Origin of the sequence: Acinetobacter sp. USHLN143 (assembly GCF_037145695.1) — a bacterium.
Classification (GTDB): domain Bacteria; phylum Pseudomonadota; class Gammaproteobacteria; order Pseudomonadales; family Moraxellaceae; genus Acinetobacter; species Acinetobacter fasciculus.
On the sequence record NZ_JBBCWZ010000045.1, the window covers coordinates 1 to 26,763 of the forward strand.

Annotated in this window: 25 protein-coding genes and 1 pseudogene; 7 read left to right on the plus strand and 19 right to left on the minus strand. The window is 40.4% G+C overall.

Annotated features, from left to right (window positions below; genetic code table 11):
* Positions 1-70: 70 nt before the first annotated feature.
* From WFH18_RS11610 to WFH18_RS11625, 4 genes are read right to left on the minus strand one after another with little or no spacing between them, the layout of a single operon-like run.
* A complete protein-coding gene (locus WFH18_RS11610; protein WP_336754919.1) occupies positions 71-1,462 on the minus strand; it encodes a M81 family metallopeptidase in 1,392 nt (463 codons plus the stop codon).
* Between the two features lie 31 nt (positions 1,463-1,493).
* Positions 1,494-1,637, minus strand: a complete 144-nt coding sequence (locus WFH18_RS11615) for a hypothetical protein (RefSeq protein WP_155118326.1) — start codon at positions 1,635-1,637, stop codon at positions 1,494-1,496.
* A 3-nt stretch (positions 1,638-1,640) separates the two neighbouring features.
* Positions 1,641-1,835: a hypothetical protein gene (locus WFH18_RS11620; RefSeq protein WP_228129702.1), complete on the minus strand. Its 195-nt coding sequence runs from the start codon at positions 1,833-1,835 to the stop codon at positions 1,641-1,643.
* A gap of 21 nt (positions 1,836-1,856) precedes the next feature.
* On the minus strand, positions 1,857-2,822 hold the full coding sequence (locus WFH18_RS11625; protein ID WP_004730423.1) for an MFS transporter: 966 nt from the start codon (positions 2,820-2,822) through the stop codon (positions 1,857-1,859).
* A 118-nt stretch (positions 2,823-2,940) separates the two neighbouring features.
* Here WFH18_RS11625 and WFH18_RS11630 point away from each other — a divergent pair, with 118 nt between their 5' ends.
* Positions 2,941-3,879, plus strand: a complete 939-nt coding sequence (locus WFH18_RS11630; RefSeq protein ID WP_004730425.1) for a LysR family transcriptional regulator — start codon at positions 2,941-2,943, stop codon at positions 3,877-3,879.
* Between the two features lie 328 nt (positions 3,880-4,207).
* Here the strand turns inward: WFH18_RS11630 and WFH18_RS11635 are convergent, their stop codons facing one another.
* Positions 4,208-5,200 carry a Fic family protein gene (locus WFH18_RS11635; protein WP_129716578.1) on the minus strand — a complete coding sequence of 331 codons (993 nt, stop codon included), beginning with the start codon at positions 5,198-5,200 and terminating at the stop codon, positions 4,208-4,210.
* 199 nt (positions 5,201-5,399) lie between these two features.
* Here WFH18_RS11635 and WFH18_RS11640 point away from each other — a divergent pair, with 199 nt between their 5' ends.
* Both WFH18_RS11640 and WFH18_RS11645 read left to right on the plus strand, forming a co-directional pair.
* Positions 5,400-6,077 (plus strand): cupin domain-containing protein, encoded by a 678-nt coding sequence (locus WFH18_RS11640; protein WP_279733773.1) that lies wholly within the window; start codon positions 5,400-5,402, stop codon positions 6,075-6,077.
* A gap of 160 nt (positions 6,078-6,237) precedes the next feature.
* Positions 6,238-6,969: a Fic family protein gene (locus WFH18_RS11645; protein WP_336754924.1), complete on the plus strand. Its 732-nt coding sequence runs from the start codon at positions 6,238-6,240 to the stop codon at positions 6,967-6,969.
* A gap of 99 nt (positions 6,970-7,068) precedes the next feature.
* Here WFH18_RS11645 and WFH18_RS11650 read toward each other — a convergent pair.
* From WFH18_RS11650 to WFH18_RS11685, 8 genes and pseudogenes are all read right to left on the minus strand, one after another.
* A pseudogene (locus WFH18_RS11650) lies at positions 7,069-7,345 on the minus strand (IS3 family transposase); the annotation flags it as partial.
* 95 nt (positions 7,346-7,440) lie between these two features.
* The gene (locus WFH18_RS11655; RefSeq protein WP_005247052.1) at positions 7,441-8,061 is read right to left on the minus strand and encodes a class I SAM-dependent methyltransferase; all 621 of its coding nucleotides are present in this window, start codon (positions 8,059-8,061) and stop codon (positions 7,441-7,443) included.
* Positions 8,062-8,090: 29 nt separating this feature from the next.
* Positions 8,091-8,426 carry a carboxymuconolactone decarboxylase family protein gene (locus WFH18_RS11660; RefSeq protein ID WP_005247053.1) on the minus strand — a complete coding sequence of 112 codons (336 nt, stop codon included), beginning with the start codon at positions 8,424-8,426 and terminating at the stop codon, positions 8,091-8,093.
* 47 nt (positions 8,427-8,473) lie between these two features.
* Complete coding sequence (locus WFH18_RS11665) at positions 8,474-8,869, minus strand: rhodanese-like domain-containing protein (protein WP_032051543.1); 396 nt, start codon at positions 8,867-8,869, stop codon at positions 8,474-8,476.
* Between the two features lie 96 nt (positions 8,870-8,965).
* Complete coding sequence (locus tag WFH18_RS11670) at positions 8,966-9,748, minus strand: sulfite exporter TauE/SafE family protein (RefSeq protein ID WP_005247055.1); 783 nt, start codon at positions 9,746-9,748, stop codon at positions 8,966-8,968.
* Between the two features lie 68 nt (positions 9,749-9,816).
* On the minus strand, positions 9,817-10,689 hold the full coding sequence (locus WFH18_RS11675; protein WP_005247056.1) for an MBL fold metallo-hydrolase: 873 nt from the start codon (positions 10,687-10,689) through the stop codon (positions 9,817-9,819).
* 2 nt (positions 10,690-10,691) lie between these two features.
* Positions 10,692-11,108: a DUF6691 family protein gene (locus WFH18_RS11680; RefSeq protein WP_005404969.1), complete on the minus strand. Its 417-nt coding sequence runs from the start codon at positions 11,106-11,108 to the stop codon at positions 10,692-10,694.
* Between the two features lies 1 nt (position 11,109).
* Positions 11,110-11,526: a YeeE/YedE family protein gene (locus WFH18_RS11685; protein ID WP_005247059.1), complete on the minus strand. Its 417-nt coding sequence runs from the start codon at positions 11,524-11,526 to the stop codon at positions 11,110-11,112.
* A 120-nt stretch (positions 11,527-11,646) separates the two neighbouring features.
* Between WFH18_RS11685 and WFH18_RS11690 the strand changes: the two genes are divergently transcribed.
* The gene (locus WFH18_RS11690) at positions 11,647-11,955 is read left to right on the plus strand and encodes an ArsR/SmtB family transcription factor (RefSeq protein ID WP_005251415.1); all 309 of its coding nucleotides are present in this window, start codon (positions 11,647-11,649) and stop codon (positions 11,953-11,955) included.
* A gap of 155 nt (positions 11,956-12,110) precedes the next feature.
* Here the strand turns inward: WFH18_RS11690 and WFH18_RS18535 are convergent, their stop codons facing one another.
* From WFH18_RS18535 to dsbD, 4 genes are all read right to left on the minus strand, one after another.
* Entirely contained in the window at positions 12,111-12,212 is a 102-nt protein-coding gene (locus WFH18_RS18535) for a hypothetical protein (RefSeq protein WP_289844973.1), read from the minus strand.
* Positions 12,213-12,276: 64 nt separating this feature from the next.
* Entirely contained in the window at positions 12,277-13,017 is a 741-nt protein-coding gene (gene dsbG, locus WFH18_RS11695) for a thiol:disulfide interchange protein DsbG (RefSeq protein ID WP_045796117.1), read from the minus strand.
* A gap of 18 nt (positions 13,018-13,035) precedes the next feature.
* A complete protein-coding gene (locus tag WFH18_RS11700; RefSeq protein WP_045796118.1) occupies positions 13,036-13,884 on the minus strand; it encodes a TlpA disulfide reductase family protein in 849 nt (282 codons plus the stop codon).
* On the minus strand, positions 13,881-15,818 hold the full coding sequence (gene dsbD, locus WFH18_RS11705; RefSeq protein WP_045796119.1) for a protein-disulfide reductase DsbD: 1,938 nt from the start codon (positions 15,816-15,818) through the stop codon (positions 13,881-13,883). Before dsbD ends, WFH18_RS11700 begins: the two co-directional genes overlap by 4 nt.
* A 108-nt stretch (positions 15,819-15,926) precedes the next feature.
* Here dsbD and WFH18_RS11710 point away from each other — a divergent pair, with 108 nt between their 5' ends.
* Complete coding sequence (locus tag WFH18_RS11710) at positions 15,927-16,601, plus strand: response regulator transcription factor (protein ID WP_336754929.1); 675 nt, start codon at positions 15,927-15,929, stop codon at positions 16,599-16,601.
* Positions 16,594-17,976, plus strand: coding sequence for a sensor histidine kinase (locus WFH18_RS11715; protein WP_005247067.1), 1,383 nt, complete (start codon positions 16,594-16,596; stop codon positions 17,974-17,976). The genes WFH18_RS11710 and WFH18_RS11715 overlap by 8 nt, the downstream gene beginning before the upstream one ends.
* A gap of 468 nt (positions 17,977-18,444) precedes the next feature.
* Here the strand turns inward: WFH18_RS11715 and WFH18_RS11720 are convergent, their stop codons facing one another.
* On the minus strand, positions 18,445-21,870 hold the full coding sequence (locus WFH18_RS11720; protein ID WP_336754930.1) for a DEAD/DEAH box helicase family protein: 3,426 nt from the start codon (positions 21,868-21,870) through the stop codon (positions 18,445-18,447).
* A gap of 6 nt (positions 21,871-21,876) precedes the next feature.
* On the minus strand, positions 21,877-25,041 hold the full coding sequence (locus WFH18_RS11725) for a site-specific DNA-methyltransferase (RefSeq protein WP_336754932.1): 3,165 nt from the start codon (positions 25,039-25,041) through the stop codon (positions 21,877-21,879).
* A 191-nt stretch (positions 25,042-25,232) separates the two neighbouring features.
* On the opposite strand from WFH18_RS11725, the gene WFH18_RS11730 reads away from it, so the two are divergent.
* Complete coding sequence (locus tag WFH18_RS11730) at positions 25,233-26,669, plus strand: nuclease-related domain-containing DEAD/DEAH box helicase (RefSeq protein ID WP_336754934.1); 1,437 nt, start codon at positions 25,233-25,235, stop codon at positions 26,667-26,669.
* Positions 26,670-26,763: the final 94 nt, after the last annotated feature.

Genomic DNA, 26,763 nt, shown 5'->3' on the forward strand with positions numbered 1-26,763 from the left:
TGGATGTCTGGTTATTTGTAGTCATAAATTTAAGTTCCCACTTGTTTTTAAGTGAGGACTAAATTAAGGCTTATAGGACGAATTCATAAGGTGTGTTCAGCGGACGCTTACAATGTACCGAGCTTTTCACCACGATGATCGATTTATCTTGAGGCACAACACCAAAAATTCTAAACATATTACGATCGAGCAACTGGGCTTTGTAGGAACTGACTGCAATTTCAATACCATCTATTTCCAGTAATACACTCGGGCCGATATCCGCCTCAACGCCATGCATTATGGGCCCGCCATAGCTGAATTTCCCATCGCTATAGGCTTTGATTTTAAATTCAGCGCTAAATAGAGCATCCCCCGCAATACCTGATGTTCCGCCCAATTTCGCATAAAAATGCTGACCAAGCTCAAGCTGATAGGCTTGTTGCACCACCGCAGGATCAACAATAAGCCCAATCAGTGCATTTTTAACCTGATGCCGATGTAGCGCCGATAGCATCCCGGTCGTATTCGAATCACCACCGGCTCCCGGATTATCCTGAGTATCTGCAATCACCACGGGCCTGGTCGAATGATGCTGTTGATAAAGTTGAAGTGCCTGCAGCACGGCATGATCTGGTGATAAAAAATCCATATTCCAATGCGTTTCTTGTTGCAGCACATGGGCGATATAGCGTTGCATGGCCTGATCTAACTGCTCAGCGTTTTCACTATAACCCCAGATACAACCACCACATTCCTCAAAATCTGCCGCCGGAAAACCCGGCGTGAAATTCATCTGGACAGAATTATTTTGCTCTAGCTGTTCCAGTAAATTCATGCATGATTGGGTAGGTTCCAGCTCGGTACATTGTGCATTCAGCGCAATCAAAAACGGCAGCTTATACATTTGCTTATGCAGCTTTTTACCCCGGAATATTTGATCTAGCAGTTGGGCACAGCGTTGTCCGGTTTGAGCCATATCTACATGCGGATAGGTCCGATAGCAAATCAGCACATCACTATGAGCAAACATCACTTGCGTGACATTGGCATGGAAATCCAGACTGGCAATTACCGGAATGTCCGGCCCGACTGCTTCACGAACCCGTCTTAATAATTCGCCTTCGCCATCATCCACCTGTTCACTGACCATGGCGCCATGCAGATCCAGATACACTGCATCTGCCGGATGCTGCTGGATGCTCGCGATAATTTCATCACAGATCCGCTGGTAAGTGCACTGCTCTACATGTGCTGAAGGTGAAGTACCCGCCCAGATCACTGGCAAAAGTTGATAACCGAATTGTTCTGCTTGTTGAATAAAACCGCCAATCGGAATGTTCTGTTCCCGAAATTTCAGGACATCTGCGCCGCGGCTGAGCGGCGGAAATCCCCCACCCTGGACAAAATCGGCGTAGCTTGCTTTGGTCGGAGCAAAGGTATTGGTTTCATGTTGAAAGCCCGCAATGATGATTTTCTTCATATCTTGAATCCTTCCTATGCTGCATGATTGATTATTTATCGACGATTAAGGCAGCGCGTGTGACTTGCTGGGAAACAACTTGCTTTTTCAGTCTGAAGGCATAAATCAGGAAAGCTCCTCCGAGCATCATGATCACAGCAATCGTGAACCAGCCTGCCAGCATGGAACCGGTCATTGACTACGCCATGCCCATAATATTTGGACTGACAAAACCACCGAGTAATCCAATACTGTTAATTAAGGCAATTCCGCCTGCTGCCGCACTACCGCTTAAGTATTTCGATGGAATTGACCAGAAAATGGTATAGGCACTAAACATAAAGGCCGTTGCGGTACAGATCGCAATAAAGGACAGCAGGAAATTCGCACTCATCACCGACAACATCAAGCTGACTCAGGCCAATACCGTCGGCACTACACAATGCCATTTCCGTTCCTGCCATTTGTCCGAGCTGCGGGCAAAAATGATCATGAAAATTGCACCGCATAAATATGGAATCGCCACCAGCCAACCAATCATCTGCAAATTTTGGATACCGCCCGACTTCAGTAAAGATGGTAGCCAGAAGCCAATCGCATAGATCCCACAGATAATGGTGAAGTAGGCCAAGGCCATGAAATAAATCCAAGGATCCTTTAATACCGCTTTAAAATTACTATGACCAGTGGCAGACTGATGTTGGGAAATTTCTTTCACCAATAAGGCTTTGTCCTCTTGGGACAGCCATTTTGCTTGTGAGGGATGATCAGTTAAATAAAAGTACGCTACGCAGCCCAACAGCACGGTCGGCACAGCTTCTAATAAAAATAACCATTGCCAGCCAGAAAGATTATAAATCTGATGGAAAGTACTCATAATTTGTGTCGATAACGGTGCGCCTAACATGCCAGCAAGCGGCCCGGCCAGCATGACAATCGCCATGACACGTGCCATGCGTGCACCGGAATACCAATAGGTCAGATAGAAAATCATGCCCGGGGCAAAACCGGCTTCGAATACGCCTAGTAAAAAGTGCAAGACATAGAACATCTGCGGGGTGGTGACAAATAGCATCGACATGGAGGTCAGGCCCCACAAAATCATGATGCGGGTAATGGTTTTTCTGGCGCCGACTTTTTCAAAATACAGGTTGGTTGGCACTTCAAACAGGACATAACCTAAAAAGAATATGCCGGCTGCCATGCCATAAATTGCATCGTTAAAGCCCAGCTCCTGCTGCATTTGTAACTTGGCAAATCCGATATTGATCCGGTCCAGATAAGCAAAGAAATAACACAGCAATAAAAATGGCAGTAGCCGCCAGCTTACTTTCTTGTAAATCTGGTCTAACCGTTGTTGACGGGAAGTTATTAAATCCATCTAAAACTCCTTTTTATCTAGATCTTCTTATTGTTCAAAATCCATGTAAGCATGCTCCTGACTTGATAACAATGTAATTTATTTAGCATACTGATGCTTTAAAAGCATCAGAGTTTTTATGGACAGAAACTTACAATTCCTTGCGCCACTGAACGGAATCAATGAAAAGCGTTTGCGTTATTTCTATACGGTGATGATGTTTGGCTCGATGCGCAAAGCGGCAGATATCCTGAATATTGAACAGTCCGCCATGAGCCGACAAATTCAACTCTTTGAATCAGAATTAAAAATAAACCTGTTCAAACGTAAGGGTCGGCATATTATTCCGACTGAAGCCGCCTATCTGGTACTTGAGTATTTCAAGGAAAATAAAAATCGTGAAAATGAATTATTTGATAGTTTATTTCAGCTGCAATCTTCTCAACTCGGCAAAGTGAACATTGTTTCAAGTGAAAGTTATATGCAACACATGATTTATGATGTACTTCGACATGTGCATTATAAATATCCAAATCTTGAAATCCAGTTAGAATTAATGAGTGCCCAGCATGTGGTACGACATATTGTGGACAGCCTGGCGCATATTGGACTGGCGTATAATCCTCCATTTCATACAGACATCAGCACCATTGCCCATAAAACAGAACCTTTTATTCTGGCTGTTCCTGCCGGTCATCCTCTTGCCAAGCTCAAGCATCGCATTTGTCTTCCCGAAATTTCAGACTATAAATTTGCCTTAATGCCCGTAGGGCATGGTTTTCGTCAGCTACTCGACAGTGAAATGGTGCGCTTACAAGTGAACCTGAATATTGGTCTGACCACCAATTCTATTTATGCCTTAAAAAATTATGTGGTGGCTGGACATGGGATTTCCGCCATGCGCTATGCAGATATCGCAGATGCGGTTAAAGAAGGTCAGGCCGTTGCCTTAACTATTGATTCCGAGCTGTGCAACACGGCTCAGACCCAATTGATGGTCCGCAAAAATACCCATTTGTCAGAGTCGAAACATTTATTAATTGAGCGTATTCGTTCTAGTTTTGATTTGCTCTTTTAAATTGCTTATAAAATTTAGGCAATAAAAAAGCCACTTAAATAAGCGGCTGATTTATAACAAGAATTTTGGTGGTGGCGTCAATTGAACTCAAAACCTAACTCATTCATTTTAAAGCTCTTTTATTGAATAAAAAAATTCATTGACCCAATTTTGACCCAAATTAGATTTAGTGCATTGAATCACTTTAAAATCTTGTTCAAATCCGAATTCAGGATTTGAAGTGGCGTACGGCATTATAGCAGCAAATTACACCTAAAAATAAATGTAATGTTATGACATTTCAATTAGCTCATTATGATATTAATAATCACATCAACTTCAGTACAGTTCAATTTTTTAATTTGTACTTTTGCTTAGGACTCTTAGGCTTATCAGGAAGGGTACGTTCAATCACACCTGCTTCTAATGCTGGAGTTAAATAATTTTTTTGGAATGTGGCTCGATGGGACAAGTCCAATAGAGCCATAAGCTCAGTTAAGCTATATTCTTTCTGCTCCATATTCTGGATGAGACGTTTAACTTGATCGCTAACTTGTACGCTAGCTTGAGCGGTATCTTGATCGCTGGCATCAGAACTAAGTATTGCATCTAGAATCATCTGCAAAATAAACTCAATAAAAGGTGCAGAATCTGAACGATCTGTGCTCGCTTGCAATGCATCGTAATAAGCTTTTTGGTTTTGATAAATCAAGCTTTCTACAGGGATGTTGAGAAAAATAGGATTCCACTGGCTTAAGATTAAAGTTTGCCATAAACGCCCCATCCGCCCATTGCCATCAGCAAATGGATGTATAAACTCAAATTCATAATGAAATACTGAACTCTGAATTAATGGGTGCTCATTACCTTCAGCCAACCACTGTAATAACTCTCTCATTAAACGCTGGACTTGATTTGCAGGCGGAGCCATATGCACGACTCGATCCCCTGACATCACACCAACACCGCCATGACGATACTGTCCAATTTCATCAATCAGTCCTGTCATCAATATTTGATGTGCTTTCAGCAAATGCGATTCTTGATCAGGATTCCAATCTTGAATTTCTTCATATGCCTTTAGGGCATTACGTACCTCTTGAACTTCTTTAGGTGGAGCGATAATGGTCTTGCCATTCAGGATCGCTGTGATTTGCTCTGTACTCAAGGTATTTCCTTCTATCGCTAAAGACCCTTGAATCGTTCGAATACGATTGGCTTTTCGCAATTTAAGGCTATCTTGGATTTGAGTTAATGCAGTCAAACGCCCTATTGATTCACTAATTTGTGCAATCAAGTGAATAATTTTAGAGGTGATCGTATAAGGCGGTTGATATTTCATGCCATTCCTCATTGATGTAAAAACAAAGCACAGTTGATTAAACTCTAAAATATTAATATTTCATAGCTTAGTGAGTAATATCTGCTATCAACATGCTTATCTTTTCTGAAACAGTGAGCTCACTAATCGCTATTTCTTTTAAAATAAATCTGTGCATTCTCGTTAAAATACATAGGTTTCTTCATTACAGGACAACATTATGTTTATTCATGCCGATTTCTCACAACCCGTCATCATCAAGCCAGAGGATTACCATTGGGTAAAACCTCCAGGAGGTGAAGTCGATAGAATGATGCTTGATCGTATTGGCGATGAGAAAGCACGTGCAACTAGTCTTGTGAAATACGCACCAGAATCTGCCTTTCCTGAACATCAACATCCTTTGGGTGAAGAAGTCCTCATATTGTCAGGCATTTTTACCGAGAATGCTGAAGATGATTATCCGGCAGGCTGGTATTTACGTAACCCCCATCATTCAACTCATCGGGTTTCCAGTAAAGCAGGTTGTTTAATCTTTGTGAAACTGATGCAAATGACTGAACATGAGAGAGAACCAACCCGGATTAACACCAATGACTTAGCGAATTGGAAGCTTACCCAACGTCGGATGATATGCCCGCTATTTCAATCTGAACATGAGCAGACCTATTTAGAAAAGCTAGAACCTGATCAAATTTTCGTAGAGAAATCAGAACAAGGGATTGAATTGTTCATTATTAAAGGTCAATTATTTTGCGGCACTGAAATATATCCAGCAGGTTCGTGGGTCCGTCTTCCCCTCAATAGTGCTGCTAAATTTCAGGCAGGTCCATCAGGTGCAACGCTTTATGTCAAAACTAGTCATCTACAACATGCCATAGATGTATGGGTGAAATGAACAAGAATGTATCTTCGAAATAAGGCTGTCTTGTGTCTAGAATACTGGAAGCCTTCCAATTACTACTTTTATAATCAATAAAATGTAATGATATATCACTACATTTCTGATATTTCTTTTTTCATGTATTATCGACTAAGACAAATTCAGGGATAAGGTTATGTTTGAAACTATTGATGATTTAAAGAAAAAATTAGATCAACATCGCCCTCTTTCTCCATCAATTGTAAAAAATTTACAAGAAGATCTTATTGTCCGTTGGACCTATCATTCAAATGCAATTGAAGGTAATACCCTCACCCTGCTAGAAACAAAAGTAGTACTGGAAGGTATTACTGTTGGTGGAAAGGCATTAAGAGAACACTTCGAAGCGATCAACCATAGAAATGCAATTTACTATGTTGAAGATATCATTCGGAAAGAGGAGCCTTTTTCTGAGTGGCAAATTCGTAATATCCATCAGCTTATCTTAAAGAATATTGATGATGATAATGCTGGACGTTATCGTCAGCAAAACGTTCTGATATCAGGTGCTACGTCTACCCCGCCAGATTACACATTATTAAATGACAAGATGACTCAATTAGTAGACTGGTATAATAGTGAAGCGCATAAGCTGCATCCAATTGAACGTGCAGCCAAAGTACATGCTGATTTTGTTGGCATTCATCCATTCATTGATGGCAATGGTCGCACATCACGTCTTTTAATGAACCTAGAATTACTTAAAGCTGGTTATCCACCTTGTGTGATTACTGTAGAAAATCGCTTAGCTTACTATGAAGCGCTTGATCAGTGGATGGCTTATGGGAAAACTGAAGCTTTTATTCAATTAGTTTCCGAGGCTGTATTAGAGGGTTTTAAACCGTATCAGGTGGTTTTAGGGATTTAAAATAAAAGATCAGCTTGTACGATATTATCAATTAGAACAATAAACTGTGGGTAATCCTATAGCTTGGACTGTTCCCAGTATCCTAGACATGAAGTAGCTTCATTTTGAAGCTATCTCAAATGCTTCTGGACTCATTCCATCGAGATGCGAATGACGCCTACCGATGGTAAAATATCTCGATATAATCAAACACATCCGCACGGGCCATTTCTCATGTTTTATAAATCCTCTTTTTAATTCTTTCCTTCTTTAAACTACTATAAAAGGATTCAGCAACAGCATTATCCCAACAGTTGCCTCTGCGACTCATACTCAGAACCAAATTATGCTTCTGACAGAATCTTTGCCAGTCTCCACTGCTGTATTGTGGGCCTTGAAGGTAGGCTCGATGATATAATAATTAAACTCTAGCCAATTTGGCTGACACAGAATTTTTGAACGCCCTCTCACATTTAACAATTCACTTATTCTCTACTTCCTCACTTGTATCGCAAATTGAATAACATGGCATTTACCACAATGTAATTTTCCCTCATGCCTTTCTTGTTCGCCCACATAAAAATGATGGAGATGGTCCTGCCCAAATACGTCCAGAATGGATCGAGGATCGTATAAATATTCGATATTTTTAGGCCCCCCGGTTTGGTAGTTGATCTGCTCCTTGGAATACAGCTCACCGATAAACCATCCACCGTTTAGCAAAGATTCTCTTATGCCTGCTAAAATCTGTTTTTGCGTTTGTGTATCGAAATGACCAAATACACAAATCACGTTTTGATAACGCTCGGACGGCCATTTCGCTGCTGTTAAATCCACATTTTTGAGTTCGAGCTTTATCCCTGTGGCTTCGGCCTTGCTAGACAGATGCTTCAAGGCAACATCGGAATAATCCCAGACTTCTGCCGAAAAAGAATAATTATGCTGTCTTGCCTGCTCAGCCAGGTACAGGATATTCCTTCCTTCTCCTTCAGCAATTGCCAGTGTTTTACCTTCTATCCGGATTTTTTCCGTAACCTCCTGGATAAACAGGTTTGCTGCTGTGCCGTACAGGTCCTGCGTCTGGGCATACAATTCATTCCAGTGCTGACTCATTTCATCCCTCCATTTACTTGACTATCCAATCAGCCGGAAAATTCTTTAAAGGCATCCAGTGCATTTGCGGCATACATCAATGAAGGTCCACCGCCCATATATACCGCAACGCCCAGAACTTCCTCCAGCTCCTGCAGGGTCATGCCCATTTTGACCAGGGTTCTGACATGAAAGCCGATACAACCATCACAACGTGATGCGACACCAATCGCCAAGGCAATCAGCTCCTTGGTTTTAGGATCAATCACACCATCACGCATTGCGGTCTGGGACAACTGATTGAAACTTTTCATTAAATCAGGTGAATCTTGAGTTAAGGTTCTTAAACTGCCTGAAATGTTCTGGGTTAATTCTTTGTATTTCATCACTGCTTCTCACATTCAACAATACGGTTGTTCACCTATTCAACGGCTTATTTTTCTACCGGATAGCCCTGCTCTAGCCAGGCCTGATAACCACCCTGAACTGACTTGACCTGGGTAAAACCCATGTTTTGTAAGGTATCGGTTGCCAATGCGGAACGTCCACCCGTACCACAGATCAAATAGATCGGCTGATCTTTAAGGTGTTCCAGTGCCTGCTGGGTATCGCAATGATGACTGGCTAAAGGATGCTGGTGAATTCTCATTTCCAAAACACCACGCGGATAATTCACCGCCCGGTCTATGGCTGCCGCCTGAAACTCATCCGGTTCCCGAACATCAATCAGAATGGTTTTATGGTTTTGCATCGCTTCAAACAGTTCAGCTACACTTACTTCCTGAATCTGGCTTTTCGCATTCAGAATCAATTGCTCTGCAGTTTTCATCATTTTCATTCTTCCTCGGCTATTAAAATTATATTTTGTATAAACGATGCTCAGGTCGATTAAAAGCGCTTGAGTTAAAGTTCCCAACCGGCTGTTTTAGCCCATGAGCGCTGAATAGATTAAATACATCGCCACCCCAACCACGGTAGTGGCAAATATTTTCTGTACCTTGTTACTGTCAATCCGCTGCATCAGACTGCGTCCAATTAACATCCCGACAATACAGGCCAGGACAAAGGTCAGCGTAACCGAAACAGGATATTGAAAGCCATCCAGCACGTGTGCAGAAATACTGACCCCACCAATCAGGAAAATAATCATCAGGGAAGTCGCAACGATACTGCGCATATCAAGGTCGGTGAATTTACGCAGGGCTGGAACAATGACAAAACCCCCACCCACGCCAAGCAGACCGGTTAATAAACCTGCCACAACACCAATACCTGCCAGGAAAGAGGCCGTTTTGACATTCCAGATCAGACGACCGGTCGATTGATTGACCTTGCACGGTGCATTGCCATGATCGGTCACTTTATTAAAGAAGATTCGATAAGCCACGATCAGCATGACCAGACTGAAAGCCAGCGTCAGCCAGACCGGAGAAACGATATCGGCCAGATGCACGCCATAACGCGCTGTAGGAATACTGATCAGTGCGATCCAGAGCGCAGCGCGATAACGCACAATACGCTTGAATAAACCCTCGAACGTTCCGACCAAGGCCGACAGCGTGACTGCCAACAAACCTACCGGTGCAGCCTGTGCCACAGTCCAACCCTGACTCGCCATCAGTGCCGGTACAGCCAGAATTCCGCCACCAGCACCGGTTAGACCCAGCAAGCCACCAATCGCCAATCCTTCCAGTATTAATGCCCACATCGCTCTCTCCCTTATCCACAAAAATGATTCAATAAAAGTTGAACTTTTTGTTGAATCACGACACAAGCTTATTTGAAGTAGTTAAGAGGAAGCTTGAGGTAAGAAACACCATTGGCTTCAGGCTCAGGAAACTGCCCTGCTTTCATATTGATCTGAATTGCCGGTAGAATCAGCTTAGGCATATTGAGTCCTGAATCCCGCTGGTTGCGCATCTGAGCAAATTCAGCTTTACTGATTCCCTGATGAATATGAATATTCTGTGTCTTTTGTGTCTGTATATCAGATTCACACACATAGGATTCACGTGTTTCAGGCAAATAGTCATGACATAAAAAGACCCGCGTATCTTCTGGCAACTGAAACAGGCTTTGTACCGAATCATAAAGCTGTTCTGCGCTGCCTCGCGGGAAGTCACAACGTGCTGTACCATAATCTGGCATAAACAGGGTATCACCCACAAAAACCGCATCACCAATCACATAACTCAGACAAGCAGGCGTATGTCCCGGTGTTGGAATGTTATAAGCCTTCAAGGTTCCGATTTGGAACGACTCATGATCTTTAAATAAATAATCAAAGAGCTGCTGAGCATTCCATTGTTTAATATCCAGATGATAAATCGCGCCAAAAGTTTCCTGAACAATACCAATTTTCTGGCTCATGGCGATCTTGCCACCTAACTCAGCTTTGAGATATTGTGCTGCAGTTAAATGGTCAGCATGGACATGGGTTTCGAGAATCCACTCGACCGTTAAACCCTGCTCTTTAATATAGGCAATAATTTTATCGGCATGAATAGTGGATGTACTTGCTGATGCCGGATCATAATCCAAAACGCTATCAATAATGGCGCAGGCTTTGGTCGCAGGATCACGTACAACATAACTGAAGGTATTGGTATCTTCGTGAAAAAAATCTTTTACTATAGGTAAGTTTGACATCGTTAAGCTCCTGACCATTTACGGTGAATCCATACACCCACCAGCATTGCTACAATAAAATAGAGCACTTGATAGTGGCCCAAACCGATCAAGGTGAAACTTGGTGCCGGACAGATGCCTGCAATGCCCCAACCTGCACCAAATAAAACCGCACCCGTGATCAGTTTTTTATCTATCTGATTATTTTTAGGTAAATCAATAGGTTCATTAAATACTGTTTTTGGTTGCGCCGTACGTAATGCTTTCTGGAAGGGAATAAAGGCCACCGCAATCGCGCCCATCATGACAAAGGCCAGACTGGCATCCCAGTCGCCAAACAGATCCAGGAAATCGAGTACTTTTTCCGGATTGGACATGCCCGATACCATCAATCCCACAGAGAACAGCGCACCAAATAAAAAGGCAAACACATTTTTCATTTTAGAATGCTCCTGTGATATGACGGATAATATAAACAGCGACAAAACCTGCAAACATGAAAGTCATGGTCGCGATGATAGAACGCTTAGACAGGCGACTGATGCCACAAATTCCGTGACCACTGGTACAGCCCGAACCCAGACGTGTCCCAAAGCCCACCAGCAGACCTGCCACAATCATCATCAGTGGGCTAGCATTCAATTCGATTTCAGGTTGTACAAACAGACCATAAATAAACGGTGTGAGGACTAAGCCTAATAAAAACCAGATTGCAGGTGTTTTAAACATGGTTTTTGAGTTTAAGACTTGCCCAATCAAACCACTGATCCCTGCAATACGGCCATTGACGTAAAGATAGCCAACTACAGAAAGCCCGAGCATTAAGCCGCCAATAAATGCGATGAGGAAGTCATGCATGATGAATTAATCCCTATACAATATACTTTTTTATATTATATAATAAAAAATATTAATCAAGCAGTTTTATGGTAAATTATGTAAACTGCACGGGCTACATCAAAAGTTGTGAGGACATTTATGGATATGATTGCTGAAAATGCCAAAATTGATTTTTCTCAAGTCGATTTCGTCAGCCAATGCCTAAAAGTTTTAGCCAATCCTGATCGTCTGAAAATCTTATGTGTTCTGGTCGACGGGGAAATGAATGTTCAGGAAATTGAAGAATCCACTGACATTCATCAACCTACACTTTCACAACAACTGACTGTGCTACGTAAGGCCGACATGGTCAGCACCCGACGTGAGGGTAAACAGATTTTCTATCGTCTGAGTGATCCCAAGGTCTTGAGCCTGATGCAAAAACTGTACGAGCTGTATTGCGCCTAGCCCTCCTCTTAATGCAACCAAAAAGAATAACCTTCAATAAATTCCGGCGATCGCAGTGATGCCATCCCCCGTCGATATTGCAGGATCGAGGCGATATTGACCAACAAACCGAATACAATCACCATAATTCCCATCCACTGTGCATAGGCTATTTTTTATGCATAATGTTCATGATCGACCAGTTGTACTAACAGGTTGGATTTTTCAATCACAAAACCCAATGCAATTAATGCCAGACCACTCCGGTTCCATGCCAGAGCGGTTCATTCCAAAGCAAACAGTACCCGTGGATGATCCAAAGTTGACATATCTCATCCAATCTTATTGTTCAAAAATTTCCTTGAAGTCCATCGCCAGGCCTTGAGTCGATTTAAATTCACCCTGATTGTTTTTCCAGGCCATCGACGGTGTGGAGAAAAAGCCGTATTTCCCCATTAGGGCCTGGTTGGCATCAATTTTTGCAGCAATTTCGGCAGGAATCTTTTCCATTTTCTTGAGCTGCTTTTTGCCTTTATTCTTGTTTATATCATTAAAAACTGCTGCTGGATTTTTCGACATTAACAATGTGGCCACCTGGCCACGGCTTTCTTCACGGATCACACCGACCTGAATATGACGCAGTTGTACCTTGCCTGATTCGACCCAAGGCCGAGCTGCTTGCCAGAATTTATAGCAATATGGGCAATTCGGATCGGAAAACACATAGACCACCCGTGGTGCATCTGGCTTTCCATCCTGGATCCAGGTCGATTTTTCCAGGGTTTTCCAGACATCGTCCAATACCGCTTTTTTCATATGCTTTTCAATCTGCTCATTGGACAGGCTTTTCCCTTGCGCATCAAACAGTTCGCCCTTGATATAATATTTGTCATCGTTGGAGATAAATACCGTATTGGAATACTGGTCTTCATGCCCTACCCAGCCGGTCATTCCTTGCGGTGCCGGAATCTGTTTTACAAACACAAAGCCCTGTTTTTCAATGTTCTGTTTTATATTTGCCTGCGTGTGCATGCTCATGATCAGGAACATGCCTGCACCAAGCACCTGGTAAATTTTGTTCATACTGAGTCCTTCCGTTTTTTAAGGTTGATCTGAAATTCTATTTAAATATTGCTGCAACATGGCCGGACTGAGTTCCCCCATATGCCGCTCGACCAGCTGGCCTTGAGCATTAAAAAACAGCGTCGTTGGCAGGCCAAAACTATTCAGCTGCTGGGGTAGTTCACCATATGGGTCCAGCAGGACATGTTTAAATTGAAACTGATGTTTTCTTAAATAGGCATTTACGGTCGCTACCTCCTCACCCTGATTGAGCATGACAAAATTCACTTGAGGATGCTGCTTGGCAGCCTTTGCCAACACCGGCATTTCGCGGTGACACGGCGGACACCAGCTCGCCCACATATTAATTACCGTGGGCTGGCCAATGAATTGGCTGAGTGAAATCTTGTCTGTACCCAGACGCTCCTGTTCTAATCCAGCAAAGACTAGATCAGGAAACGCCACTTCAGTTTTTAGACTGGATTTAAATGCGAGCCCAAGCCCGATCCAAAGTATAAAGATGATCAACAAGATGGCTTTGAATCGGATCTGCAACTGTCTGTTGCGAATGAGATACCACAAAGCACCAATCAGCACCCCTCCCCATAAATGAAAACCCTTATCCTGGATTTTCAGTATGTCGATGGGTGCTGCAAAATACAGCTCGGCATTGAGCAGGACGAAAACAAGACGTGCACCCAGCATCCCCAGCAAAAAACTGCTCCAGAGTACATCCTGACTTTGTCCAAGCTGCTGTTTAGACCATGAATACTTTCTGGCTAATCCAAACAGGACGGCAGATAACAGCATCAAGCCAGTAGCAACAATTATGAGTGTCCAGGGCAACATCAAAGGTCCCAGATGCAATGCATCACTGGAAATCATCATGGTTGTTCCCCTTGCAGTTGCTGCAATTTACCGAGCAAATGTGTCGCGCTAAAGCTTCCGGTTAAACGCAACTCGCGCTGTTCCTGATGCGCTGCATTTAGAAATATGAAGGTGGGTGGTCCGAGGATTTGCCATTCTTTTAGCAGCTCATCCTGACTTGGATGATAGTGGGTCAGGTCTAATTTGATACGAACCACATTTTGTAAAGCTGTCTGGACATCACTACGTGGAATCACTTCCTTTTCGATCGGTTGACAGGCCACACACCAGTCTGCATAGACATCAATTACAACCGGCTGTGCAGGATGTTTGGCTAAAACCTGTTGCAATTCTGCGGCTGTACTGACTCTCTGCCATTCAAGCCGTGATTCTACATGGGCCACCTGTACCTGACTCCAGACATGATAGAGCTGCATGCCTCCTGCATAGACCAGTAAACCACTGAGCAGCATCAGGCCTATTTTCGCTACAGACCGATGCACATGAGGCAGCATCTTGAACAAGAAGTAGCCTGAACAGGTGATCAGTACCACACCCAAAAGGCTCAGGTATAAAATGCCGGGCAATAGTGGACGGGCGAAATACAAGGCCAGCGCCAGCATGACAAAGCCAAAACTAAACTTCAGGCGATCCATCCATATGCCAGGTTTGGGTAAAAGATGGGACCCAAATACGGCAGCAATAAATAGCGGCAAGCCCAGCCCAAGGCCTAAGACAAACAGATAACTGGCGCCCAGCATCGGTTGATTAAGCTGAGACACATAGATTAAGGCACCGGCCAACGGTGCACTCATACATGGCCCGACAATCAGTGCGGCGATCACGCCCATGAGACCAGCACCAATCAGCGTGCCACCCTTCTGCTTTTGCTGCCATTGATCCAGACGCTGTAACATGCCTTGGGGTAAGGACAGCTGAAATGCTCCAAACAGATTAAGTGCGAACAAAATAAACAGAATGCTGAAAATACTGATGAATACCGGACTTTGAAACCAGCGCTGAAAACTGTAACCGAGCTGTGCCACAGCAAGTCCCATGACCGCATAGACCAGTGCCATACCCAAAACAAAGACCAGCGCAATCAGCGCAGCACGGTAGCCTCGGTGCTGCTGGACCAGAATTCCTGTTAAAATTGGAATTAAAGGTAAAGAACATGGTAAAAATGCCAGCAGAATGCCAAGCCCGAGAAAAATCAGGGCATTAATCAACAGACCTTGTTCCGACAGCAAACTTAAAAAATACTGGTCATTGTTCCACTGGCTATTCATGCCTGCTGACGAAGTTTGATTTTTAGGCTCTGCAATGAGTGAGTCGTTTTTCTCTGTTAATTCCATCTCAGGCTGAACGACAGGTTCGGAAACTGCAGTAACTTGCATTTCCTCTACCTTTTCTTCGGTCAGTGCTTGATCTGTACTTGGAGTTTGCTCTATAGCTTGGAGCTCATCTTTCTGAGCGGTCAGAATCTGTTCGTTTACTTCTGGCTGTGTAGTGCTGGCCAGCAGCTTTTGAGGCTTGCTCAAGTTTTGCGCTGAAAATAAACCATCTGCATCAGTTGTTACTGTGGTGCGTTGCACCGGATAACATAAACCGCTTTCTGCACAGCCCTGCCACTGCACCACAAACTGCTGGTTGGGCTGGACATTCAGATTGGTTTTGACTTGCCCATAATGCACCTGGGTCAAACCGAAATTGGGGTCATCTTTGTCTTCGGGTTTGGGCAATGCCAACTTGACTGGGGTCTGCTGATGAGACACTTTAAGCTGGTCATGATACAGATAATAACCCTCTGCGATTTTCCAGCTAAGCTCTGCCTGAGTCTGGCTTGTAGAAACCACCTGAAACTGAAAAGCCTGATCCGGTGGTAAAAAATCTGCATGTGCAGCTCCCGTCATGATTCCACCGCCGATCACGGCACCCAATATCCACTTCAACATCCAGCTGATCTCCTCCTGTTAGGACTGCATTATTGAAAAACTAAAATTAAGGCAACATTAACAGCCCAAATCATTTATAAAATAATGGTAGTTTGATCAGGATGTTCTATGTTTATTGTATTGGTTGAGGATGATCCCTATATCGCACAGAGCATTTGTGCTGCTCTGAACTATCTGAATATTTCAGTGGAGCTTGTCAGTCACGCACGTGCTGCGGATTATTTTATCCGGCATAGTGCAGTCGATTTATGTTTACTGGATTTAGGCCTGCCGGATCAGGATGGCCTGGATTTGCTGCACAGCTGGCGACGCGACCAGATTGATCTCCCGGTACTGGTATTGACGGCACGGCTGCGGACCGATCAGTGTGTTCAGGCCCTGAATGCCGGTGCCGACGACTACCTGACCAAACCTTTTGAATTGGAGGAACTGATTGCTCGGATTCATGCTCTCACCCGTCGCCACCGTGGCTTTGCCTCGAATACACTGCAATTTGATGAACTGGTTCTGAACCGGGATACCCAGACTGTGACCTATCAAGACCAGGCTGTGAATTTATCTCGCCGTGAATTCAGCCTGCTGGAAACCCTGATGAGCCACCCCAACCAGATCCTGAAAAATGAACAGCTTATTGACAAGCTCTATGGCTTCCAGGACTCTATCGAGAGCAATGCCCTGAATGTACACATTTATCACCTAAGACAAAAACTGCATCCAGACTTGATTCAGACCATTCGTGGTGTGGGATATATTTTCAAACCGTTTGAGCAACGTCATGTTTAGTCACAGCTTGAAATGGCGTTTGGTCATGAGTCTTTTGGCCGTGTTTATTGTGTTGTGGAGTGCGGTATTTTCATGGCTGTATATTGACCTGAAACAACGCTTACAAGACACGCTGGATCAACGCTTATCGGCATCTGCGCAAATGGTTGCCCGGCTGATTCAGCAGTTACCGCTGGATAGTCTGGGGGATGCAACCTTATCAAAATTAGCCAAGAATGATGAGGTAAACCAGTTAATTGCCTGTGAAGTCTCTCTTTTTAGCTCTGACGTCTCGGTAGGCAATCAGATCATTGCCAAAACACGCGGTGCCCCAAAAAATTTAAGCCAACGACCAGAAGGATTCAGCACCTGGCAGCAGGGTGATACGGAATGGCGCAGTTATGTCCTGCGTCGTGGCGATATTCAGGTGGTGGCGGCAGAACGCATGTTCTTGAGGGATACCCTACTACAGCAGATTCTGCAGGCCGTACTGGTTCCCTTAGTCTTCTCACTGCTGATCTGTATTGCCTTGATCATCTTTATTATCCGCAGACAGTTCCGGTCTTTGGATCAGCTCAGTCAATACCTGAACCAGAAAAACCTTAACTATTCAGAGGCGGCAGATTTTTTAATGCAGCTCAAGCCTGCAAGCATTCCCCAGGAAGTACAGCCTTTTGTCAACAATTCCACGCAGTTGATTCAGAAAATTAATGACAGTCTGCAACAGGAGAAAGCCTTTAGTGCCTATGCTGCACATGAATTACGCAGTCCCCTGACCGCAATTAAAACTCATGTACAACTGGCCCAGCTGATTAGTCAACAGCAGAATCTGCCTGAATCCATTCAGCACAATTTGCAGCAGGCCAATGAGAGTATCCGGCGTTATACGCTGTTACTCGAGCAGCTTTTATTACTGACCCAATCGGAAAACAGTATCCAGGAAATGACTGAGACTATCTGGCTTCGCCCCACACTTGAGAAGGTCCTTGCAGACTTAAGTACACGCTATCCAGAAATGAATGAAAAAATACAGGTGAACTGGAGCCTGGGTGAAATTCAGCTACCTGAATTTGTGCTGTATACCGTACTGAAAAATCTGCTTGAAAATGCACTGCTGCATGCACAGGCTGCCCATATCTGGATTTCCATGCAGTCTGGTTGCCTGGTGATTGAAGATGATGGACAACAACTTACAGCACAGGATATCCAACATTTAGGACAGCGCTTCTGGCGAAAATCGGCTCAGCAGCATGGCCATGGTTTAGGACTGGCATTAGTTAAAAGCTTGCTAGGCAATTATCAATACCATCTTGGATTTCAGCAGCGTGATCCTGTAGGACTGATCGTTAGCATTCAGGAAGATACTTCAAAAGCGTCACGAGAATTTAAAAAATAACCCTTTGTTTTTAAAAACCTTTTTAATATTGAAAAATCTTGTACTCATTTTTTCTCCAAATTAGATTTAGTGGATTAAATCTCAAAAAATATTTTGTTAAAATTACAGGGGGTTATAATTTATCGATTTGCAAGTTTGTTCTTATATCATGCTAGAATTTCGTTATCTTAAAGAAGACACCCCCCCTCTATTTAGAGCTGAATAGCCACCACTCTCCTAGACAAATATCGTAGATTCTTTTTGCATAGGAGAGAACATTATGAGTGGACAACGCTATACCCCAGAATCTAAAAATGAAGCGGTTTAATTAATTTTCTTGAAAAGATGGAGATGGTGGCAGTTGAACTAAAAACCTAAACCTTTGATTTTAAAAATTTAAATCTATATAGTGATTTTTATAAAACCAAATTTTTACCCAAGTTTCTACACTGTTTGGCTGTGTAGAAACTTGGATACTAGGAATATTTTTTATATTTTTTCTAATATCTTTTTAAACATCTGCCCAAGATATGCTGTTCCATTACCCACCATAAACAAAACATTTTTCTCAGCAAACTCTTCTTCGGAAAGAGAGTTGTTCAAAATATCTTTCATCGGAGTAACAGATAAAATAAAACTGTTCAATATTAAGTCAGGATGCTCAAGCTTAGCCTCAATATTTTTAACCTCTTTATAAAACTCTATTTTTGCATCGTCATGATTCATATTTCGGATGCCTTTAGGATCTACTAAAGTTAAATACTGTTTACCTGTTTTTTCATTGACTAACCATAACAAGAAATCAGGATAAAAATTACCAGCTAATGCAAAACCTAAACCACGATATTTATTGTCCGCATTTCTTAGCAAATAAAGTTGATAATCTTTTAGTATCTCATCGGCATCTAATGTATTGATATATAGCTGTAAGTCCTCAACAAACTTAACTTCACTACTCTGAGTATGACTTGTATAGTCAAACAACATTGGTGACCATGTAAACGGTAGACTTTCATCCTTCTTATCCAATAAAGGATAGAAAAGATGGCGATCAAATGTAATTGCTCTGAAGCTTCCGTCTTCTTTCCAAGGTACCAATTTTTCAACATCACCTTTGGCAACCAAGTCTTTCAACTTTTCTAATCGGTCAAATACTTCTTGAGCTTCGTTATTTTGACCGTCTTTAGCAGTAAGGGTATATTGCTCACAAATCTGTACAGGCAAATCTTTATCATCCAAGCTAAATTCTGTCACTTCATAAAACTGCCCTTCATAGGCATTCTTAATCGCATGATAGAACTTATCCATATAGGACTGTAACAACTCAGTTAATATCGCTTGCTGTTTCTTAATTCCACTCACGTCATTGGTTAATTCAGATGAGTCAACTAAAAGCTTGTACCAGTCTTCTGTAGAGGTCTTAATATCTCTTAAGCAAAACTCCTGTAAATCATCAACGTTCAACTGTAAGTTGCTATATCCTCGTTGGAACTTATATTGCTGAAGTTGCAAGTAAATTTCATCAAAATCAAACATACACATGATTTTTGGTGAAATCTCATGCTCTTGACGCTTGTCTTTAACATCCATTTGACGCTTTGACTTATCGGTATGAAAGGCTTGCAAGCGAGGATACAAATCCAAAACGACAAAAGGTTTTTTGATTTTACCTTCGTATTGTTTTGGAATTTTAAACATTGAGAGCTTTAACTGAGCCTTAAAACCATTGGCTTGATTATCTTTATAGCCATCTTTTAATGTGAGTGTTTTTAAGCGAGGCGCTTGAATTTTATTGGTTGGAAAATCCAATGTGACTAAATCCTGATTCAGGATAATGCCCTCATCATTTAGATAATCGCGGAATTTTTCCATGTAGTCAGCACGTAAACCAAAAATATTAATGGTTTGCATCAAATCTAAATGCAGTCCTTTAAACTCGGCTTTACTATAAATTTCTCTTGGTGTCCGTTTTAAAGAAAAATTCTCACCTTTTAAACGTACGCCACGACCAAAGAGCTGAATAATCTGTGCACCCTCACCTGAACCCATGTTTAACAAGCCCATGGTAGATACACGCCAACTACTCCAACCTTCGGTAAATTTACGTGAACCGATTAGAAGATGTGTTTCACTATCATCATTATTTAATGTCGGAAATAATGACTCTGCAAAATCATCAGTACGTGCATTTAAATAATGTGTTTTGCTTGATTCATCACAGTTATCGTATAAGCCTTTTTCATCACCTACGTTAATCACTGCAAAAGGCGTATTTTCTCCGACTTGTAAACGTAACTCACCTTTATTCGCTGTAATGCGTACTACGTTCAAACGTTGATTGGTTGTCGCATTAAAGAAGTTTTTTAAAATATCTTGATAAAGCTCATTCGCATCTTGACCATGTAATGGCGCAAATCGATTGGCAAAAATATTGTTTCCTTTAGGATCAACCAAACGAGATGTATTAGTAATTAAGTCATGCAGCCAACTGATCACCTTACTCTTACGAGATGCATCTAAAAAATCAGCCAAGAATTTCACAATGGCTAAAATATCAGAGTCATCATCATTGACTTTATTTCCGACAAATACCCACAGTGGTTTTTCAATATTAAACTTGGCAAGTTTTGCCTGATTCTTTTTAAATAGATATTGCTGTTGATAGAACGATAGTAAGCAAGCTGTAAGATATAGATTGCGCTCATCATCTTCATGATATTCTTTCATATTCAGAATATTAACTTCTTTACCATAACCATCTGCATAAAAATATTTATACGAATAGTCGAATAAAATACTTTTAGCATAGACTTCACGAAGTGCTTCACGACGGTATTTTTGCTGTTCTAATTCATCAAGCTGAATATTTTTTTTCTGTTCTTCGGTTAGCTTATTAATCGCCATACCATACAGCATTTTTGCTTTCTGTTTTTTGGCATCTTCAAAACGTTTATAGACGTTGTCTGCCTTACTCACAGCTTGACCAAAGGTAGCCGAGTACTCAAAACTAAAGCCATCTTTAGTAAGAATATCACGACGCTCCATCCAAGCACCTGCGCTACTACTCGTACCACGGTGCCCTTCATCGATCAGAACAAGATTCTTACCTTCCAAGCTCATCGTCGCAACAGTTTTATCACCATCCGTATCACTTAGCTTATTCATATCGATGATTTGGATTTCATCACGATATAAGCTATTGCGACTCTTCTGCTTATCAAATAAAGTTGCTTGAAAACCAGAGTCTGTCAGCTCTTGTAAATGCTGTTCACTCAAACCTTCATTCGGTGTAAGTAAAATGATTTGGTCTGGGTAAGTGCTGCCGGCATTTTGATGTTGGAAATAGTCTAAATACTGCAAAATATTGACATGCATAAGCAATGTTTTACCACTGCCCGTCGCATTCCAATAGCCGATTTTATTTAGGTCTTCAGGCAAATATTGCTGAAATTGCTCTGCATCACTTTTCTGATCATGGTTATATTGTTCAAGCTCAACATTCAGCTCATTTAGCATGTCCGCTTGATGATGAAAATATTGATCTAAATATAGTTCTGTAAAAAGCAATGAAAGGTATTGGAAGTATTTTAGATTTAAAACATGTCCTTCAATTTCATTACGCTTTTCAGTGATTTTTTGCCAGTGCTTCACAATGTTTAAGTCATAGCGTCGTAGGACATCGATATCTACAACCTGTTTGTTAAACAAAGTATTGCTGATCACACTAAAGAATTTCGTTTGTCCTGCATTATCACCTTCATGCTCGATTCCCTCAAACTGAGGATGATCAAGCTGTTGTTTCATGCCTTCCAAGCGATTTGGATTAAACTTCGACCATAACCATTTATTTAAAATCAATTGCTCGTGAAAATTAACTTTAACCGCTTTAGTTTTTGCTTTAGGAGCTTTTGCCACAGTGCATTACTCCTCAAACATATTCTTTAAGAAGGTTTGTTCAATTGAACGGACTTTGAGTTGTTTCTCTTCACCCTCTTTGTTGGTGTACTTACTCGCCACGTTGTGATCACCATTAATATAAATCAATTGGTATTCACCATCGTTTGGATTAATTTTAAGTTTTGCCAACAATTGATCAAGTTCTGTATAGCCGATTTTTTCACAGTCACGCCACAGAACAGTCGTGTACTCACCTGTACGTAGTTTACCTGTAATTTGTACATAGCCTTTATCTAGCTGGTAATCTATTTCTTGAACATTCAGTCCAATGAGATAGTTAAAAGTTTCAACCAAATCAATATTTTTACGCTCAAAAGCACCTGCGCTATCCGTTGTAATATTCATTTGATAGCTAAATGGCTTTAGGAAGTCTTTCACATTCAACAATGAATCTTTGCTTTCTAGCTCAAGCATATAGTGCATGAGATAGTCACTATAGGCATTTTGATCATCAGGCTTGGTTGAGGCTTGTTGTTCGGCTAAAAGTGTCTGTTGAGCACCTTTACGCACCAATTCTAAGTTATTGAGCGTATCTTCATAACTTTCAAGTTTAACTACCTTCAAGCAATGGCTGATACCAGAATTAGGATCTATAGGTTTACCATCGCTCCATTCTTCGGAATATACAATTTTTTGAATTCTTGGTTTCAAAACTGTATCAAAATACTCTCCTTGCTCTACAAGAATATATTTACGGAAACCTTTATCTTGGCGATTAATATTAATGACAGCATGAGCCGTTGTTCCTGAACCTGCGAAATAATCAGCAACTGTACAAGAATTATCTTTTTCTACACCACTAACTTTTAAGCAATCCTCAACTGCAAAAATAGATTTAGGATATGAAAAAAAGTCTTGCTTATTAAATAATTTTTTAATTAAAGCTGTACCATGTTCTGTAGCAGAATACTTAGCATCAGACCAAATAGTTGTAGGTTGAATTCCATCATTCGGTCTTCTTCTATAATAAATTTTATACCCAATATCAGAAAATACTGCCTTAAATTCATTCTCTAAAAGCTTTGCTCTTTCATAACCAAAATACCAACACCCATCGGTTCCATCATCCTTTAGTGGCCAAACAATTGTCTCATCAGCATGGAGTTTATCAAGAATTTTATATCCTAATTGATCATCAATATATTCAACTTTAGGAACTCTAACGGCATTAGTAACTGTATTAACAAAAAAAGGATAGTACATAGTAGGACGATTTACTCTATGTGAGTTAGAACCAGCTTTTCTAAAAAATTCCCAAAAAAAGCGTCCTTTTTCGTCAATATCTTTATAACGATTTATCTGCTCATCAGAATGGCCTAATCGCTGTATAGCTGTGTTTTCATTTTTTCTAGAAAAAATTGCATATTCGTGAGCTAAAGCAAAACCATTGGGAATTGGTCTACCAGAAGGTTTTATTCTAATACTCAAAGTCCCTGCATTATCCTTTAAAAAAATATTTTCCAGTAATATCGATAAGACTTTTTGCTCAACATCATCTATTGTTGTACATTGAATTCCATCATTTTTTAATAAAATTTTACCTAATGAAATTCTATTTTCCAACAGACTCAACCATGAAGAATTTTTAAAACCATTCTTATATAAAATTTCAGATGCTGAGGTATTATAAGGAGGATCTACATAAATAGATTTCACCTTCTCATAATACTTCGACTTTAATAGATTTAAAGCCTGAAAATTATCACTATGGATAATCAAACCATCTGTTTGATCATCCAAATCATCAATTTTTTGCAAAAGCTTTGCTTTAAAATTAATGCTAAACAAAGATGTATCCACCATCAAGGCTTGATGTTTTTTTAAGCAATCAAGAGTTCCCCAACCTGCATCTGTTCCTTTAAAGCCTAGATTTTCCCATTGTTGCCACTGTGCTGTATTGTCTGCAATTTCAGTATATAAAGACTCATCTACTCGGTCTAAAGTGATGCAATATTCAGCACTAACGACAAATTTTTTCTTTAACCACAACTTTTTCTGAAAATCTTCAAGCGAAGCCAAGAAGCTAATGATTTCTAAACCAATTTGGCGTAAACACTTGATAATACTGAGCTGACGTTCAATCTGAATAAACTGATCGGTACTCACCACATCATCTAAATGCATCACTTCATTTTTAATATAAAAATCAAGTTCATGACGCAAGAATTTACCCAAGTCTTTATGAATAAAATAATCTGCTGTGTGCTTCTGCGTATAAGTACTCAAATGCTTTTGCAACACTGTACGCTTTGGTTCTTTTTCTGTTGGTGCAAGTTGTACTAAATCATTTAGCCAGTCAGCACTTAAAACTTCTGCACTCACAATTTTGTTATATGATTGCGTATTTAGTGCTTCTTGCTTTGAGCCTTTAGGTAAAGTCGCATATTCAAAAAGAATGGTTAGTTCATTATTTTGAATAGAGAATGGAACAATAGTTTCTTCAAACTCTTCACCTTCTTCATCTATACGAGTGAAAGTCTTTGGTTCTGTCACAATAATAAAACGACGGTCTTTATCATTGTCTTTACGATTTTCTCGTGCTGTATCTGCACTCACCAAACGAAATAAAACTGAACGCTCATCATTCAGTTTAAAACGATAGTTGCTAAACATCTCACCAGACTTAGTGTAGTACTGGTCTTTGTTTGCCCAATGCAACATCACTTCCTCACCAGAGTAAGGAATAGCGTAGGTATCACCCTTATAACGACGTTGGCTAATAAAGTCACCATCATCGTAATAACGACTAAAGAACGTGAGCAAATGACTATACACTTGTGACTGATCTGTCATTTCATGTGCATCAGCTTGGGTTAAAGCAATGTATTTTTGACCTAATGCACTTTCTATTGCTTCAGCATCTATAAGCTCACCTTGCTCATTAAAAGCACGTTTACCAAATTCTGCTTTCAGCTCAGCTTCTAATTCTTTTAAAACATTTTCATCAAGGCTCGACTTTGCTTCACCAAGATATTGTTCTACTTTGCTTTTTAAACGCTTATCCAAGAATTCTGAAATTTCTGCACTACGTGCATTTAAAATACGATAAACTCCAAAATCCAAATCAGGACGATTGATTTGAAAAATCTCTTTGAGTTTAGAAACAAGTGCAGAAAACTGGGTACTCATGAATATTTCCTATTTTTCAAAACCTTATGATAAATAGGTTCTGGTGAAACGAATTAAAATTGCAAAAGCAAAATTGGGTAGTATTTTATAGTATTTTTAGATGCACGACCACGTTTTTAAACTAGCCAAACAATTGATGAAAATTAAAATAAATGCTATATATTAATAATTTACAACCAAGAAACATTCGAATGGCTAATTTTTTCCCAAGCTTAGAAATTATTGACCAACTCACAGTCAAGCCAACTGAAGGTGAATCATTTCTTTTAAATAGGCTTGCACAAGAATTAGATGACACATTTGATGTTTATTTCAATCCTTATCTTGATGGAGATCGCCCCGACTTCTTGATTTTAAAAAAAGGACATGGTGCAATTATTATTGAAGTCAAAGACTGGGACATGTCAAATTATTTTATTGATAAAAATAATCATTGGCGCACAAATCACAATCCAAAAATAAGAACTAGCGCACCAATGCAACAAGCATTCAAATATAAGTCGCATTTATTTGAACTCCATATACCCTCATTAGGTTTTTCAAATATATTAAATTCTAACTTTTATAAAACAATTCAATGCTTTGTATATTTACATACTACGACAAAAGATAGATTATCTGCACTCTATGACCGTCCTATAAATGAAGTAAAACAACTTATAAATTCAGCAAATGAGCAAAGATACAGTTCAAAAAAATACCAACTAGAACGGGACAGATTTAATACGTTTGCTCAAGACAATATCTCTAGTTTAATTAAAAAAATAAATAACCTTAAAAAAAATCCGATATTTCAAGAACATATTTACGATGATTTTACGAAAATTTTAATTCCACCAAAGCATTTTGAAGAACAAGGTCATTACTACACATTTGATAAATATCAAAATAAATTACTTGATAGTATTCCAAATACAAAAATGAAAATTCGAGGTGTTGCTGGTAGTGGAAAAACCACATTACTAGCCGAAAAAACCGCTCGCGCATTTAAGCGACACAATAGTACTGTGCTAGTATTGACATATAACTTAGCTCTTCGAAACCTAATACGTGATAAAATTAAAAAAGCATTTCGCTTTAATAATTTAGATTTCGACAATAAATCAATTGAAATAAGCAACTATCATTATTTTTTTAAGTCCCAACTTAACAATTTAGGCATTCCTTTTCCAACATCAGGTGATCAAGATGAGGATCTTGAAAACTTTGAAAATAATGAAATTCTTGACCTAGATTTTAAAGAAAAGTCAAATGCTGAAATTATTGGTTTATCAAGCAAAGACTTATTTGAAATTGAAAAAAATGCCCGAGATGAAAAACTTGTTTTAGAGGATTTTTTTGAAAGAGTATTTAAAACAGATCTTTTTAAAGAAGCTAATGAAAAACCAATAAAGTACCAAACTATTTTTATTGATGAAGTTCAAGATTTTGAAGTAGAGTGGTTAGAAATCATAATTTACAACTTTTTAGCAGAAGATGGGGAGATGGTATTATTTGGTGATCAAAACCAAAATATTTATAATAGACTAATTAATAAGCAGGATTATCCTGTTACACGTGGATTTGGTCATTGGAAAAATTTAAAAATCTCACATAGACAAGATGATAAAGGGCAGAGTAAAACTTGAAGTGCGACATAAACCACCTAATTAATTTAAAGGGTTTATGGAGTATATAAAATTGTCATACCATCATCTTAACTTTGAAGATCGTACTGCATTA